Source organism: Marinomonas sp. S3726, from assembly GCF_000967665.1.
Classification (GTDB): domain Bacteria; phylum Pseudomonadota; class Gammaproteobacteria; order Pseudomonadales; family Marinomonadaceae; genus Marinomonas.
The window spans coordinates 116,061-130,890 of record NZ_JXYC01000003.1; the positions used below are offsets into that span (position 1 = coordinate 116,061).

Annotated in this window: 18 protein-coding genes; 16 read left to right on the forward strand and 2 right to left on the reverse strand. The window is 39.0% G+C overall.

Annotated elements, in window-relative coordinates:
- The first annotated feature begins 25 nt into the window (after positions 1 to 25).
- From TW85_RS00805 to TW85_RS00835, 7 genes are all read left to right on the forward strand, one after another.
- A complete protein-coding gene (locus TW85_RS00805) occupies positions 26 to 1,090 on the forward strand; it encodes a chemotaxis response regulator protein-glutamate methylesterase (RefSeq protein WP_046015178.1) in 1,065 nt (354 codons plus the stop codon).
- Positions 1,090 to 1,830 (forward strand): flagellar motor protein, encoded by a 741-nt coding sequence (locus TW85_RS00810; protein ID WP_046015179.1) that lies wholly within the window; start codon positions 1,090 to 1,092, stop codon positions 1,828 to 1,830. The genes TW85_RS00805 and TW85_RS00810 overlap by 1 nt, the downstream gene beginning before the upstream one ends.
- A complete protein-coding gene (locus TW85_RS00815; RefSeq protein WP_046015180.1) occupies positions 1,820 to 2,665 on the forward strand; it encodes an OmpA family protein in 846 nt (281 codons plus the stop codon). The genes TW85_RS00810 and TW85_RS00815 overlap by 11 nt, the downstream gene beginning before the upstream one ends.
- 73 nt (positions 2,666 to 2,738) lie before the next feature.
- On the forward strand, positions 2,739 to 3,512 hold the full coding sequence (locus TW85_RS00820; RefSeq protein WP_046015181.1) for a ParA family protein: 774 nt from the start codon (positions 2,739 to 2,741) through the stop codon (positions 3,510 to 3,512).
- On the forward strand, positions 3,513 to 4,538 hold the full coding sequence (locus TW85_RS00825) for a chemotaxis protein CheW (protein ID WP_046015182.1): 1,026 nt from the start codon (positions 3,513 to 3,515) through the stop codon (positions 4,536 to 4,538).
- Positions 4,539 to 4,580: 42 nt separating this feature from the next.
- Positions 4,581 to 5,063, forward strand: coding sequence for a chemotaxis protein CheW (locus TW85_RS00830; protein ID WP_046015183.1), 483 nt, complete (start codon positions 4,581 to 4,583; stop codon positions 5,061 to 5,063).
- Positions 5,064 to 5,081: 18 nt separating this feature from the next.
- The gene (locus tag TW85_RS00835) at positions 5,082 to 5,492 is read left to right on the forward strand and encodes a DUF2802 domain-containing protein (RefSeq protein ID WP_046015184.1); all 411 of its coding nucleotides are present in this window, start codon (positions 5,082 to 5,084) and stop codon (positions 5,490 to 5,492) included.
- 50 nt (positions 5,493 to 5,542) lie between these two features.
- On the opposite strand, the gene TW85_RS00840 is transcribed toward TW85_RS00835, so the two are convergent.
- Both TW85_RS00840 and TW85_RS00845 read right to left on the reverse strand, forming a co-directional pair.
- A complete protein-coding gene (locus tag TW85_RS00840) occupies positions 5,543 to 5,782 on the reverse strand; it encodes an EscU/YscU/HrcU family type III secretion system export apparatus switch protein (RefSeq protein WP_046015185.1) in 240 nt (79 codons plus the stop codon).
- On the reverse strand, positions 5,782 to 7,902 hold the full coding sequence (locus TW85_RS00845; protein WP_046015186.1) for a flagellar hook-length control protein FliK: 2,121 nt from the start codon (positions 7,900 to 7,902) through the stop codon (positions 5,782 to 5,784). The genes TW85_RS00840 and TW85_RS00845 overlap by 1 nt, the downstream gene beginning before the upstream one ends.
- A gap of 165 nt (positions 7,903 to 8,067) precedes the next feature.
- Between TW85_RS00845 and ccmA the strand changes: the two genes are divergently transcribed.
- From ccmA to TW85_RS00885, 9 genes are read left to right on the forward strand one after another with little or no spacing between them, the layout of a single operon-like run.
- The gene (gene ccmA, locus TW85_RS00850) at positions 8,068 to 8,682 is read left to right on the forward strand and encodes a cytochrome c biogenesis heme-transporting ATPase CcmA (RefSeq protein WP_052701773.1); all 615 of its coding nucleotides are present in this window, start codon (positions 8,068 to 8,070) and stop codon (positions 8,680 to 8,682) included.
- Positions 8,682 to 9,344 (forward strand): heme exporter protein CcmB, encoded by a 663-nt coding sequence (gene ccmB / locus TW85_RS00855; protein WP_046015188.1) that lies wholly within the window; start codon positions 8,682 to 8,684, stop codon positions 9,342 to 9,344. Before ccmA ends, ccmB begins: the two co-directional genes overlap by 1 nt.
- Positions 9,344 to 10,090, forward strand: a complete 747-nt coding sequence (locus tag TW85_RS00860; protein ID WP_046015189.1) for a heme ABC transporter permease — start codon at positions 9,344 to 9,346, stop codon at positions 10,088 to 10,090. Before ccmB ends, TW85_RS00860 begins: the two co-directional genes overlap by 1 nt.
- A gap of 22 nt (positions 10,091 to 10,112) precedes the next feature.
- Positions 10,113 to 10,256: a heme exporter protein CcmD gene (ccmD, locus tag TW85_RS25820; RefSeq protein ID WP_231870404.1), complete on the forward strand. Its 144-nt coding sequence runs from the start codon at positions 10,113 to 10,115 to the stop codon at positions 10,254 to 10,256.
- On the forward strand, positions 10,256 to 10,693 hold the full coding sequence (gene ccmE / locus TW85_RS00865; RefSeq protein ID WP_046015190.1) for a cytochrome c maturation protein CcmE: 438 nt from the start codon (positions 10,256 to 10,258) through the stop codon (positions 10,691 to 10,693). Before ccmD ends, ccmE begins: the two co-directional genes overlap by 1 nt.
- 53 nt (positions 10,694 to 10,746) lie before the next feature.
- Positions 10,747 to 12,690, forward strand: a complete 1,944-nt coding sequence (locus TW85_RS00870; protein ID WP_046015191.1) for a heme lyase CcmF/NrfE family subunit — start codon at positions 10,747 to 10,749, stop codon at positions 12,688 to 12,690.
- On the forward strand, positions 12,687 to 13,220 hold the full coding sequence (locus tag TW85_RS00875) for a DsbE family thiol:disulfide interchange protein (protein WP_238326149.1): 534 nt from the start codon (positions 12,687 to 12,689) through the stop codon (positions 13,218 to 13,220). The genes TW85_RS00870 and TW85_RS00875 overlap by 4 nt, the downstream gene beginning before the upstream one ends.
- Positions 13,217 to 13,639 carry a cytochrome c-type biogenesis protein gene (locus tag TW85_RS00880; RefSeq protein ID WP_046015192.1) on the forward strand — a complete coding sequence of 141 codons (423 nt, stop codon included), beginning with the start codon at positions 13,217 to 13,219 and terminating at the stop codon, positions 13,637 to 13,639. The genes TW85_RS00875 and TW85_RS00880 overlap by 4 nt, the downstream gene beginning before the upstream one ends.
- Complete coding sequence (locus TW85_RS00885) at positions 13,639 to 14,826, forward strand: hypothetical protein (RefSeq protein WP_046015193.1); 1,188 nt, start codon at positions 13,639 to 13,641, stop codon at positions 14,824 to 14,826. Before TW85_RS00880 ends, TW85_RS00885 begins: the two co-directional genes overlap by 1 nt.
- Positions 14,827 to 14,830 lie beyond the last annotated feature (4 nt).

The following is a 14,830-nucleotide window of genomic DNA, read 5'->3' on the forward strand; positions in this document are numbered from 1 at the left end:
TAATTGGATTTTTAGGAGACGCTTTATGCCAGTAAATGTACTGGTGGTAGACGATTCTGGTTTTTTTCGAAGACGTCTGGTTGAAATTTTTGATGCTGATCCACGCTTAAAGGTTATAGGTACTGCAACTAACGGACAAGAAGCCGTTGATAAGGTGCAGTCCCTAAAACCTGATGTAGTGACTATGGACTACGAAATGCCTGTTTTAGATGGCATTGCGGCAGTTGCTAGCATTATGAAATCACGCCCAACACCTGTTTTAATGTTCTCTTCATTAACTCATGAAGGTGCTAGGGTTACACTTGATGCGCTAGAAGCTGGTGCAGTTGATTTCATGCCAAAAAACTTTGAAGATATTTCGCGTGATTCTGCAGTGGTAAAGAAAACCTTAATTGAGCGTGTTTTAGCTGTAGCACGAACTCGTTTTATGGGGCAAACAAAAATTGCAGCTCCTGCTGAGAAGAAAGCAGCTCCTGCGCCTATTGTGTTAGAGCAAGGGGTGATTATTCCTCGTAGGCGCAAGAATGTCAGTTTAATTGCAATAGGAACATCAACAGGTGGCCCTATGGCATTGCAGACAGTGTTAACTAAATTGCCTAAAAATTTATCTGCACCGCTTGTTTTGATTCAGCATATGCCTGCAGCTTTTACAGGTGCTTTTGCTGAGCGTTTAAATCAGATTTGTGAAATCACCGTTAAAGAAGCCAAAGACGGAGATAAACTTGAAGCTGGTGTTGCTTTGTTAGCGCCTGGTGGCAAGCAGATGATGGTTGATCCAAGAAATGGTGGATGTGTCAGAATTCTGGATGGTGATGAGCGCTTAAACTATAAGCCTTCCGTTGATGTAACTTTCGGCTCTGCATCTAAATGCTACCCAGGAAGGGTGCTTTCAGTTGTTATGACTGGAATGGGTGTTGATGGACGAGAAGGTGCCAGGATGCTAAAAGATACGGGTTCTCGAGTTTGGTCACAAAGTGAAGAAACTTGTGTTATCTACGGTATGCCAATGGCAGTAGAAAAAGCTAATTTATCTGATGACGTAATTCATCTAGAACAAATAGGCGAGCGTATTGTTAAAGAGGTTGGTTAATGGATCTATTGACCTTAGCCGGCCTTGTTATTGCCTTTTCTTCAGTAGTGCTATCTAACCTTCTTGGTGGAGGGGAGATGGTTCTACTGATTAACCTCCCTTCAGCAATTATAGTTATTTTTGGTAGTCTTGGGGCTGCGCTTGTTCAGAGTAATATTTTAGAAGCTACTAGATCCCTATCTCTATTAAAATGGTCATTATTCCCTCCTGTTTTTGAATTTAATAATGCTCGAGAGCTGATTTATAAATTAGCAAATCAAGCCAGACGTCAATCTGTTGTGAGTTTAGAGTCAGAATTAAATTCATTAAATGATGGGTTTTCTGAAAGAGCGTTACAGATGGCGATCGATGGTGCTGATCCTGATAGCTTCTCTGAGCTATTGCATGATGAAGTGCTTAGGTTTAGGGATAAAAGAATGGCTAGTGTCGACTTTCTTGAGTCGATTGGTGGATATGCGCCAACATTAGGAATTATGGGGTCAGTACTTGGCCTAATTCAAGCAATGGCAAACCTAGATAGCCCTGAAGCATTAGGGCATGGTATCGCAGTTGCTTTTGTTTCCACCTTGTATGGGCAAGGTTTTGCTAACTTAATTATCTTTCCAATTACAAAAAAGCTAACAAACTATGTTGATAAAGAAGCTCTTTATTATCAGCTTATAGTTGATGGTATTTATGGTATAGCGACAGGTAAAAACCCTCACCGTCTTGATATTGAGTTGAGTGGTTATGAGCAATGATAAGCTTGGTTCAAGGTATCGTGCTAAACGTCGTCGGCACTTAGGTGTTCGTAATGACACTAATCAGAATAAAGATCGTTGGATTTTATCTTATGCTGATTTTATAACATTGCTTTTTGCTTTCTTCGTCGCGCTATACTCTATCTCTTTGAAAAATCAGGGCGATTCTAAGTTACTAACAGAGACTCTTGAGGGGGTTTTGGACGCTGTTCAATTGTCAGTAAAGCCTATTAATATCGGTCAAGTAACAACAGGTGAAGCTGAGGATGATGTTTTCCAAGAGTTAACACCAGATAGAGATAGTAACCCAATTCCTAGTCCAAAACAGAATCAAGAAACGATCGTAAAAAAAGAACTCAAGGTGGTTCAAGAGTTAAATCAAATGATTCTGACCCATATGGGGGAGTATCAACAGAATGGTTTGATATCAATAAATGAGAGTGAGCTTTGGATCGAGATTGAATTAAAAGCAGGTTTGCTTTTTTCGTCAGGAGAGTTTGAGTTGACTAATGAAGCTGTCGCTGTGCTTATTTCGATTAGTCAGGTCCTGAATCGATATAGTTACCCTGTTGTTGTGGAAGGGCATACAGATGATTTGCCAGTTAACAACTTTTATACCTCAAATTGGCAGCTATCAAGTGCTAGGGCATCGTCTGTTGTAGATGAGTTAATTAGCGGAGGCGTTAATCCTAAGCTAATTGCTGTGATGGGGTTGAGCAGTGAGAAACCTAAAGTCAGAAACAACAGCGACTTTTCACGGGCAAGAAACAGACGAGTGACATTGAAAATTGGTAAGATTGAAGCAGAAAACCTATACGACTACTTGTTTGAATAGTTATATACTTCAATAAGATAATCATAGAAACTGTAAGTAAAATAATAGTATAGGCATTATTAGGGGATAAAAGGTGCACATTTGGGCGGTAGCTAACCAAAAAGGTGGAGTAGGTAAAACAACTAGTGTGGTAACCCTGTCAGGGTTGCTCGCAGATGCAGGTCATCGTGTCTTGATGGTTGACCTTGATCCTCATGGTTCTTTAACTAGCTATTTTCGTTTTGATCCTGATTCAATTGAGCATAGTGCTTATGATTTGTTCTTAGGTAATGGAAAAATACAAGAAAGCTTACCGAAAGAGCTTATTTTAGAAACTGGGCATCCAAATTTATCCTTACTACCATCTTCTACTGCCTTAGCAACGTTAGAGCGACATGCTCAAGCGCAAGGTGGTATGGGGCTTGTCATTTCTAAGACATTGGCCATTTTATGGGATGACTACGACTATGTTTTGATTGATAGTCCACCTGTCTTAGGGGTATTAATGATTAATGCGCTTGCAGCTTGTCAGCAGCTTATTATACCGGTTCAAACTGAGTTTTTAGCAATCAAAGGCTTGGAAAGAATGGTTAGAACGTTAACCATGATAAATAGAGCTAGAAAAAGACCTGTTCCTTATTTAATCGTGCCGACTTTATTTGATAGAAGAACTCAAGCTTCAAATAAAAGCTTGAGAAGCTTAAAAGAAGCCTATGATGAAGCTGTCTGGCACTCTGTTATTCCTATAGATACTAAGTTAAGAGATGCAAGTACGGCAGGTATTGCTCCATCTGCTTTAGACAATAACGCGAGAGGCGTTAAGGCTTATACTAGTTTGGTGACGACGTTATTGGAGCCAATGAGTTAAATGAAAGATGAAAAACCATCAACAGAGGTGTTAATTGCGCCTCAACTTGCAGTTCAACGCTATTTGGATGAGTTACTCCAAGATGCAACTGTGAATGTTGAAGCTGTACCTGACGTTGAGGACGACTCAGTTAGTGAAGAGCTAGCTGATGAAAAACAAGCTGAAGAGTTAACAACACACGATAAAACGGATGCTGAAATTAAGCATGATCAGCAAGATGAATTTGTTTTACACGAAATAGAAAATGAAGAAGATGCCTTTGCCGCTTTTGAGTTTGCTGTTGCAGCCCTAGAGAATGAAACTCAAGCCGTTGAGAGTGAACTGGCTTCTGAGCCTGAGGTAGTTGTAAGCAATGAGCCAGTTGTAGAAAGTGAGATTATACAAGCCGAAACTGATGAAAAAGGTGTTGAGCCCCCTGCGCTTGTTGAAACTGTCGAGCAAGAAACCGAATCAGAGGCTAAATTAGATAAAGGTACTCAAGAGACAATCGCTGTAGAACCAACGCAAGAAGATGCTGCAGATTTAGAGCCTGAAATTGTATCAGATAAAACCAAGCCTTTGCCTTGGGCCGAAAGTCGCTTTGAATGTCTTTTGTTTAATGTTGGTGGTTTGAAAATGGCCGTCCCTTTAGTTGAATTAGGCGGTATCCAAAAAGCTGATTATGAAAAAGTTACTAAGATTTTTGGTCAGCCAAATTGGTTTATTGGGGTATCTAGTGTAAATGATCTAAGGATTCGAACGGTAGATACTGCTCAATGGGTAATGCCAAATCATTATAAAGGTGAGTTGCATGACTCATTTAAGTTTATAATTCAATTAGATCGCTCCAATTGGGGGCTAGCATGCGAAGATGTTGCAGAAGCAATTTCGTTAGAGCCTTCTGAAGTAAAGTGGCGATCAGATAGAAGTAAAAGGCCTTGGTTAGCAGGCACTGTAATTGATCATATGTGTGCTATTTTAGATGTACAAGGTTTTATAGAGCTACTTGATGATCCTAAAAATGGATTTAAGGCTCATCTTAAATAACAATGCAGGTAAACGCAGACTTTCCACATTTGGAGAAATAATATGACGACAGGTAGAGCGGTACAGGAAGTAGATGATCCAGTATTACAATGGGTGACCTTTCGATTAGATGATGAAATTTATGGTGTTAATGTAATGCAAGTGAAGGAAGTATTACGTTACTCAGAGATTGCTCCAGTACCTGGCGCACCGTCTTTTGTTCTTGGCATTATTAACCTGCGTGGCAGTGTTGTGACAGTGATCGATACTTGCCAAAGGTTTGGTATTCAAACAGGTGAGATCTCAGACTCTACACGAATAATGATTTTAGAAGTGGATGGTCATGTTATTGGTATTTTAGTTGATGCTGTTTCAGAAGTGGTTTATCTTCGTCAGTCTGAAATTGAACCATCACCAAATGTTGGTAATGATGAATCGTCGAAGTTCATCCAAGGTGTCTGTAATAAAAGCGAAACCTTATTGATTTTAGTTGATTTAGATCGATTGCTATCTGAAGATGAATGGTCTGATATTTCTTCCATGTAAGTTGAGTATGAGTGTTAAATGGAATCACAATGGCTATTTAATCTGCTGTTAGTCTTGTCTTTTATTTTGGTTGTTGCTTTATCAATTTGGATATTGGTGATTTCTAAAAAATTGAAAAAAGCATTACTTTTTCAAGCTGAAAGTGAAAGTAATCAAAAGAAACAAGTGCAAGTATTGGCCTCAGGTTCGATTGGCATGGGTAGACGCTTAGTAGCAATAGAGAAGAAACTTAACATTGCGGTTGAAAGGCAAACAGAAATTCTCTCCAAGGAAGGTGGTGTTTCATATAATAGGGCCATGGAACTATTAGAAATGGGCGCAACTGTTGATGACCTTGTTGCAAAATGTGGTTTGATTCGTGCCGAAGCAGAGTTAATAGATTTACTTTTTAAAGAATCTAAGCGAAGTGCTAATCATAAATATGAATAAAGGCCTAAGGGCCTTTTTTATTGTCTGATGAGTTTATTGCTAATATGGAATTACTTAAGAGAGTGGGCAAAGGCAATTATCTCTGCAACGGCAAGATACAGAGCTTCAGGTATTTCATCTCCAAGCTCAAGGCTACTGAGTACTTCAACTAATTCAGGACTCTTATGAATGACAATGTCATTCTCTTCGGCAACCTGCATTATTCTTTCCGCAATTAGCCCACTACCTTTTGCACTAACTTTAGGGGCTCCATGATAATCATAATGAAGTGCAACAGCTTTTTTATTCATTAGGTCCTCACATCAATTAGGTTACGCTTAACTTTGGTTTGAACTTTGTCTTCAACAGGTTTGCAGAAACTATCTACTTGAGTAACCTCTAGCCCTTTGTTGGTTAATTGTTTTGTCAAATTTTGAGTATATTGATGAATTTTGTTTGCTGTTTCTTTTTCTTCAGCAACAAAGATGACAGCTAATTTATTACCTTCAACATTGAGTCTTGCCTCAAATTTCCCTGTCTCTGGAAAGTCGAATAATAGCTTGGCTAACCAGCGACGTTTATTGGTAGAGGTTGTGTCGCTATCACTGTCTCTATCAACTTGAAGCTGAAATATAGAGGTGGCACCCTTATCTTGAATAGGAAACTCTATTGTTAAAGGTAAGTTCAGACCTTCAACTTTATTAGTTTCTAACAGATTTCTAATTTGTGAAGAGGTGATACGTTCTATGGCCTGGGAAATAGTTTGACCTGTCCTCTGATCGAGATTGTCCTTTATGTAGGCTTGGGTACTTGTTGATTCAGATTGAGCTATGTTGGTTTGCAGTTTTAATAAATTAGCCTTGAAGTCATGATTTAAATTATCAGAACTTTTAAGTAGTTTATTCTCAAGAAATAGACCGCTATTTGATAAGGCCTGTTTTAATTCTTTAGGAGACTCAATATTCTGGCTTTGAGGGATGCTTGTTAAAATTTGCTGTATTAATCTCTGAGTATCCTTACTTGTTTCTGGGTTGTTCTGAAGTTGATTGAAAGTCTGAATAAGCTGACTTAGTTCGCCTTTTGTTAATTGTTGAGGGAGGCTTTTAGCTAAACCTGAGTCTAGAGTTTTACTCGTCATTTCTTGTGTAATTGGCAATAGTTGAAGCTTACCATTTTCATCTCTTATAACAGGGATCGTATCCCCTACACTTAAGGGTTTAATCGATTCAATTATGAAGTTTTGAGATGACTGGCTGACTTTATACTGATTAGATTTGTTTGTTAGCTCAGTTCTTAATACTTGCTCTTGAATTATGCGGTTTTCGGGCTTTTCTTGATGATTGCCGATTAAAGCATAGCTGGGTTTGAAGTTAAGATTAGGTGCGCCTGTTAATTGGGAGCTTGTGCCTTGGCTGCTTTTTACTTGATTGCTTGAAAGAGTTTGTATTGGCTTTGCATTAAGTTGGCTCTGTTCCTGCGGTATTCCCGTTTGTGTTGATGAAATAGGTTTTGTTACTTGTTTAGGGATAAAATCTGTCAGATGGGGCTTACTTATGTATGCTTGGCTTTTATCCTGTTGAGTTGTGATGCTTTGGCTTTGAGCAGATTGCCTTTGCTGAGTTTCGGTTTCGGATTGTGGTGTTTTAGCGTCTGCCACTAATGATTGTATTGGCGTATTCTTGCTATTAATAGAGGCTGTAGACTCTCTTTGAGTTAGTGTTTGGGGGCTTGTTTTCGGTGTGATTTGGGAATAACTATTTACTGAAATGCCTGTTTTTTGCACTTGAGATTGAGCCCCTAATTGAGCTCCTATTTGAGAGCTGTTCTGATTAGGAGGAGTTGTTCTAGGGGTGTCTTGTGATGGGAGTTTTGCTATGACATTAATAAACTCGACTTTAGAGGCTAAGCGAACAGGTATTTCCTTACTCTGATATTGTTTGCTTTGTTCTACATTAGGCCTAGGGTCAGATGCTACAGTGGCTTGATTTTGATAGTGTTTATTAACGCTTCTTGCTTGAGAGGATGCTTCTAAGTTATTGTTTTTATAAATTATACCTTCTATTCCTTGAGTTGGTTTTTTGTTAAATTTTGCTTCTCTTAGATCTGTTCCATCATTAAAGCTCAAAGTAAACTGTTTGTTTTTGCTATCTACCGTTAAACCAACCTGCTTTAACTTATCAATAGTTGGTTGTAATTGCTCGCTAATCATGGAAAAGCTTTTGTTATCTAATGTTCTCGCCTCTAATAACTGAGCAGGTTTATTATCAATAAAAATTTGCCTGTTACCTGTTAATTTAATGGGCTGGAAGCCCTCAATTAACTTAATTTCATTGACTAATTTCGTTAGTTTTCCAAGCTCTTTTGTCGAAACTGAACTGCCATTTAATTGGCTAAGCTTGTCATTTGTCATTGAGTTAATGAGGTTGGCCATTCACGCGTTCCAATAAAGTCGTTATTTAGATAGCTTTCTTTTATAATAAGTCGCTTTTTGATTTAGCAATATGTCTGTTTCTAGCAATTTAAGCTAAATCAAGTGTAGGTATGTAAGACAGTTTAGCGTCTTACTCTCATGATATCGGCTGATTTAGGTAAACCTTTGCACTCAAATCTTGATTTATCCATTTCTGGTTTAGTGATAGAGCGATCAGAAAGAATCCTGTGTGACAACTTCTCTTGTGTGGTGAAAGCTGGGGAGGTGGCACGAATTATGGGAGAAAACGGTGCAGGTAAGAGCACATTATTAAAAGTAATTGCAGGAATACTTCAGCCACTTGAAGGGCAAATTTTTTTCTCTGGAGAAGATATTAGTTATCACAGAGATATGCTTCATAGAGAGCTTTTGTATCTTGGTCACCATGCAGGAATCAAAGCTGTATTTAGTGTTGCAGAAAACTTGAACTGGTATTGTCCTAATCAAACTTCTGATGCGATCGAATTAGCATTAGACGTTGTTGGCTTAGCTGGGTACTCGGATACGCCAGCGCATCAGTTATCTGCGGGTCAGCAAAGACGTATTGCCTTGGCTCGTTTATGGTTAACTGACAAGAAAGTTTGGTTGCTAGACGAGCCTTTTACTGCTCTAGATGTAAAAGGAGTAGCTGTTTTAGAAGCCAAAATAAAACAACATACAGATGCTGGCGGTTTAGTGATACTGACTACTCACCAAGCTCTAGATGACGCCTTGTCAGTTAAAGAAATAAAGTTGGTTTAATGACTTATTCATCCTTTTTCTACTCTGAAATTCTAGCCATTTTTCGACGTAAGCAGGATGCGGTTAACGCGCTTGTGTTTTTTTTATTGGTTATAACGCTATTTCCGCTTGGAGTGAGCCCGTCAAAAGAATTTTTGCAGCCAGCCGCCGGTGGCATTATTTGGTGTGCTGTTGCTTTAGCGGTACTCATGTCTGTTGAAGGCATGTTTAAAGAAGATTATAACGACGGTTCACTTGAACAGCTTGTCGTCAGCGGTTTGTATTTACCTGTTTTAGTCTTATTAAAACTTGCAGTGCATTGGTTTGCAATCATGCTTCCCTTACTGGTTTTAACCCCCATTTTGTCTCAGATGTTGTTCATAAATTGGGAAATATTGTGGGTTTTAATTTTAACTCTGATTTTAGGCAGCCCAGCACTGTTTTTGATTGGTACAATAGGTGCAGCTTTAACTGTTTCCCTAAGACGAGGTGCAGTATTAATGTTGCTTATCATTTTACCTTTTTATTTACCGGTAATTATTTTCTCAACCGGAGCAATAGCTGCGGCGCAGGTAGGTCAGCCATATAATGGTCAATTGGCTATCCTAGGAGCTATTTCTTTAATGACTTTGACCTTGTCGCCCATTATGGCTGCGGTCTCTATAAAAGCGAGTGTAAATTAATGAATTGGATATGGTTTCATAAACTGGGATCACCCAAGTGGTTTTTTCAATGGGCGAATAAGTGGAGTAGGTTCGCGTTTGTCATCGGTCTTGTGATGCTTGTTGTTGGTATCGCTTGGGGGTTGGGTTTTGCTCCTGCAGATTATCAGCAAGGGAATAGTTTTCGTATTATTTACATACATGTTCCAAGTGCAATTTTAGCTCAATCTTGCTACCTAGGATTAGGTGTTGCTGGACTAGTCTCATTGGTTTGGCGAATGAAAATGGCGCCAGTCTTTATTAAAGCTGTTGCGCCTTTAGGTGCTGTTATGGCTGTGATTGCACTAATCTCAGGCGCCATTTGGGGCAAACCAACCTGGGGCGCTTGGTGGGTTTGGGATGCAAGATTAACATCTGTGCTTATTCTCTTTTTACTTTATATGGGTGTAATTGCTATCCAAAATAGCTTGGATGATATGCAGTTAGCAGACAAAGCGGTTGCTGTTATCAGTGTAGTAGGCCTCATTAATTTACCTATCATAAAATATTCTGTTGAGTGGTGGAATACACTTCATCAACCTGCGACTTTTACCATTACTGCTAAACCTGCAATGCCTATGGAGATGTGGCTGCCGTTATTGTTATCAACCCTAGGTATGTATGGTTTTATTGCTGCAATTGCTATGTGGCGGATGCAAACAGAAGTGCTTGTTCGTGAGCACAGATCCAATTGGGTAAAAAAGGAAATTTTAGATAATGGCATTTGAATCAATAAATGAGTTCATTTCTATGGGAACTCATGGACCATACGTGTGGTCAGTATATGGCATTTCTCTGATTTTACTTTTAGGAAGTTATTTCGCTAGTGTAAAAGCGAAAAAAAATCAGATAAAAAGGCTTAAACAAAGGTACTTAAGGGAGCAGAAAAGTTAATGCATCCAGTTAGAAAAAAACGCTTAATCACGATAAGCGCTATCTTAGTGATTATTGGTGCTGCTGTCGGATTGATGCTTTATGCACTACAGCAGAATATCAACTTATTTTATTCCCCAAGTCAGGTAGCTGAAGGTGAAGCTCCTAATAATGTGATGCTACGAGTTGGAGGCATGGTTGTTGACGGTAGTGTAAAACGTGATCCAAAAAGTCTAGCCGTTCAATTTCAAGTGACCGACTTTGCCCATAAAGTGACAATAGAATACAAAGGCATTTTACCTGACTTATTTAGAGAAGGTCAGGGGATAGTCGCACAAGGTAAATTGAACCAAGATAAGGTATTGATCGCTCAAGAAGTATTGGCAAAGCATGATGAAAAGTATATGCCTCCAGAAATTACAGACGCGCTTGAGAATGCCAAGAAAAAAGAAGATTGATCCTTGTTCAATCTAACCTAATGAATTTTAATTTATAGTGAGTTGTATCTTTCATGTTGCCTGAAATTGGTCACTTTGCGTTAATTCTTTCGCTATTCTTTGCATTAGCTTTATCTTTTGTTCCTATATTGGGATATATCAAAAAGCATAAGGTTTTAATGGCTTATTCGACACCCTTGACTCACGTGACGAGTTTGTTGGTGTTGTTCAGCTTTATTATTCTTTCATATAGCTTTGCTGTTGATGATTTCTCTGTTCTTTATGTTAGTCAGCATTCGAACAGCTTGCTCCCTTTCGTTTTTAAACTAAGTGCGGTTTGGGGTGGGCATGAGGGGTCTTTACTCTTATGGGTTTTGATTCTTTGTGGCTGGTCATCTGCTGTTGCTTATAAAGGTAAAACGTTACCTGAAGATATTAGAGCCTTAGTTTTAGCGACACTAGGTATAGTAACCACAGGTTTCCTTGCTTTTCTATTGTTCACTTCATCTCCTTTTGTACGCCTTTTACCTGATATGCCGGCAGAAGGTGCCGACTTAAACCCTCTTTTACAAGATGTCGGCTTGATCATTCATCCACCTATGTTGTACATGGGGTATGTGGGTTTCTCTGTCGCTTTTGCTTTTGCTATAGCAGCGCTTATCTCTGGTAACTTAAACTCTTCTTGGGCTAGGTGGGCAAGACCTTGGACTTCAGTATCTTGGGCGTTTTTAACTCTAGGTATAGGTCTGGGTAGCTGGTGGGCTTATTATGAGCTTGGCTGGGGCGGCTGGTGGTTCTGGGACCCTGTTGAAAATGCGTCTTTTATGCCTTGGCTTGCGGGTACTGCATTGATTCACTCTCTTGCCGTGACAGAGAAACGGGGTGTATTTAAAAGCTGGACCGTGTTACTTGCTATCTTTACCTTTAGCTTAAGTTTATTAGGAACATTCTTAGTACGATCTGGTGTTTTAACATCAGTGCACGCATTTGCTGCAGACCCTACTCGTGGTGTATTTATTCTTGTCTTGCTTTTCTTATTTGTCGGTGGAAGTCTGCTTTTATATGCCATGCGCGCTGCAGATGTTAAATCGGATGTATCCTTTGGTATTACAGGAAGAGAAGCTGGGCTTTTAATCAACAACATAGTATTGGTAACTTTAACTTTAACTGTATTGCTAGGTACTTTATTCCCTCTATTGTTTGATGCTCTTGATATGGGGAAAGTATCGGTTGGCGCGCCTTACTTTAACAGTGTGTTTTCTCCTATCGCACTAGTTTTAATGCTGGTTATGGCAATTGGACCTTTGCTGAAGTGGAATCGTACTAAGTTGAATACCTTAATTAAGCAACTTATATTCCCTTGTATTTTGGCATGTGTGCTTACTGGTATTACCTTAATCTGGCAGAAATTTGAATGGATTACACTGGTTAGTTTGTTTGTTGCTTATTGGGTGCTTTTATTAACCCTGATTGATTGGGCGTCAAAGCTTGGTAATGTAGGCTCAAGTTGGTGGCAAAGAGCGAAAAAATTACCTCGTAACTATTATGGAATGTTGATTGCGCATTTAGGGATGGCGGTAAGTTTAATTGGTATTTTATTTGTGAGTGTACAAAGCCAAGAAGAAATGGTTCGTATGGCGCCAAATGACAGTGTGACCCTATCTGGTTATGAGTTTGTTTTTAATGGTGTTTCTCAGGTACAAGGCCCTAACTATGTTGCAGATAGAGCCAATGTTTCAATCTTTAAAGATGGTCAGCAAGTTGCTTCATTAGCACCTGAAAAGCGTGTTTATCAAGCGCGAACTCAAATGATGACAGAAGCTTCAATTGATGCAGGCTTATTTCGTGACCTTTACCTTTCTTTAGGTGAGCAATTAGAGGGTGATACTTGGGGGTTAAGGGTTCATGTAAAACCTTTTGTTCGTTGGATTTGGTTAGGTGGTATCTTAATGATGATAGGTGGTTTCCTATCAGCAATGGATAAGCGTTATAGAAAAGTAGCAGGAGCGACAATATGAGTGAGGGTAAAAACAGTAAAATGAAAAAAGTTGCGTTATTTTTACCTTTTTTAGCTTTTGCTTTATTAGCTGGTGTTTTCTTTTCTCAGCTAGGTAAAGACACTCAATATATGCCTTCTGCATTAATTGGTAAAACCTTGCCCGATTTCTCATTAGTGAGCCTTGAAACCAACGAGGTAATGAATAACAAGGACCTTGGTGAGCAAGGTTTTTTAATTAACTTTTGGGGGACTTGGTGCCCTGCTTGTAGTTTTGAGCATGATTATCTGATGAAGCTTGCTTCCGAAGGCATAGATATCGTCGGTATTGACTATAAAGATGAAACCGCTGCTGCAATAAAGTGGCTGGATGAAAAGGGAGACCCCTATTCTGTCGTTTTGCTTGATGAATTAGGAAATTTTGGCATTGATATGGGAGTGACAGGAGCACCTGAAACTTTTGTGGTTAATGCCGAGGGCATAGTGACATATCGTCATCAAGGTATTGTTAATGAGCAAGTGTGGCAAGAAATGAAGGGCTATTTGAAATGATAAGTTTACGTTTTTTAAGCATTGTTCTATTGGCTTTATTTAGCTTTTCTGTAAGTGCTGAAGCTGAAAAAGTACTGAATTTTAAATCTGAAGTTGATCAAGTTCGATATCATGATTTGATCAGTGAGCTACGCTGTCCTAAATGCCAAAATCAGAACTTAGCAGATTCTAATGCACAAATTGCTATTGATTTACGTACCCATGTTTATGACATGGTTAACGATGGTACCAGCGACACTGAAATCCTAGCTTATATGGTGGCAAGGTATGGTGAGTTTGTTTTATACAGCCCACAAAAAAAAGGTGTTAATTTTATTCTCTGGTATGGACCCTTTATTATTTTAGGGGTTGGTTTAATTGGGTTTATTTTAGTCATTCGTAGAAATGCTAAACGAAGAAAACAGAGGACGAAAGGCTAATGCTTAGTTGGATTTTGATGGGGGCAATTTTAGTATTGTCACTTACTTATGTTGCCTATTATGTTAAACAAACCATGGCTGAAGATGCAGAATCTGACTTGGTTAACTTCTCCAAAGTAAGGGCTGCTGAGATAGATGAAGAGTGTCAATCAGGTCGAATTAGTGATGCGGAAGCCAGTGTATTAAAAGCGGATTTAGTAACAGAAATAAGTCTAGCTTCTGAACCTGCTAATAATCTAGGTAGAAAATTCACCCAAGATTCAGGGCGATTACCTAGCCAAATGTTTGCTCTCATACTTGTTACGGCAACACTTGGATCGGTTGCTCTATATCAGTATCTAGGTTTTTCAAAAGAAGTGATTTTTACTGAAAGAATGCAGCAGGGCAGTATTACCCAAGAGGGTATGAGTGATTTTTTACTTTATCGTGCAGAAAAGAATCAAAGACCTCAAGACTGGTTTTTTGTTGCTCAAGACAAGGTAAGCCAACAAGATTATTTAGGGGCTCAATTTGCTTTTGAGCAAGCTCTAAAGAACCCGCCAGAAGACCCAAATGATGTGGTGGTGATTTTAACTGAATATGCTCAGAGCATTTTCTTTGCTAATCAAAGAAAGGTCGACCCTAAACTTGAGTCTGTGATTGCTCAGATACTCGCAATTGATGCGAATAATTCTACTGCTCTAGGGCTACAGGGGATTATTGAATTTGATCGTGGAGCATATAGAGAAGCGGTATTGGTCTGGCAGCAAGCAATAAAATTTGGTGCTAGCATTGCTGAGAGAGAGGGGCTTCTTCAAGGAATACAGCAAGCTCGAGAAATCGGTGGTATTACACAAGAGCAAGTACCTAGCTTGATTAGTCATAAGATTAAACTAAGTTTTAGCATAGAAAATCCTGAGAAATTAACCGCAGATGCTGTTTTTCTTGTATATGCTAAGTTGCCCTTGAGACCTATGCCAATAGCGATAAAACGCTTGAGGCAAGACGCTTTGCTATCACAAGTTGAGCTGACTAATCTAGATAACCTTATGCCAGGTATGACACTGGCCGAAGCTCAAAAGGTTGATTTAGTTGTAAAATTAGCGAGTTCTAGTGATCAAGATCTGACTAAAGGCTTAGAAATTGCTAAATTAAAGGATGTTTTAGTAAATCAGAACAAAGTTTTTCATATCTCTATCGAGTTGTAATTGC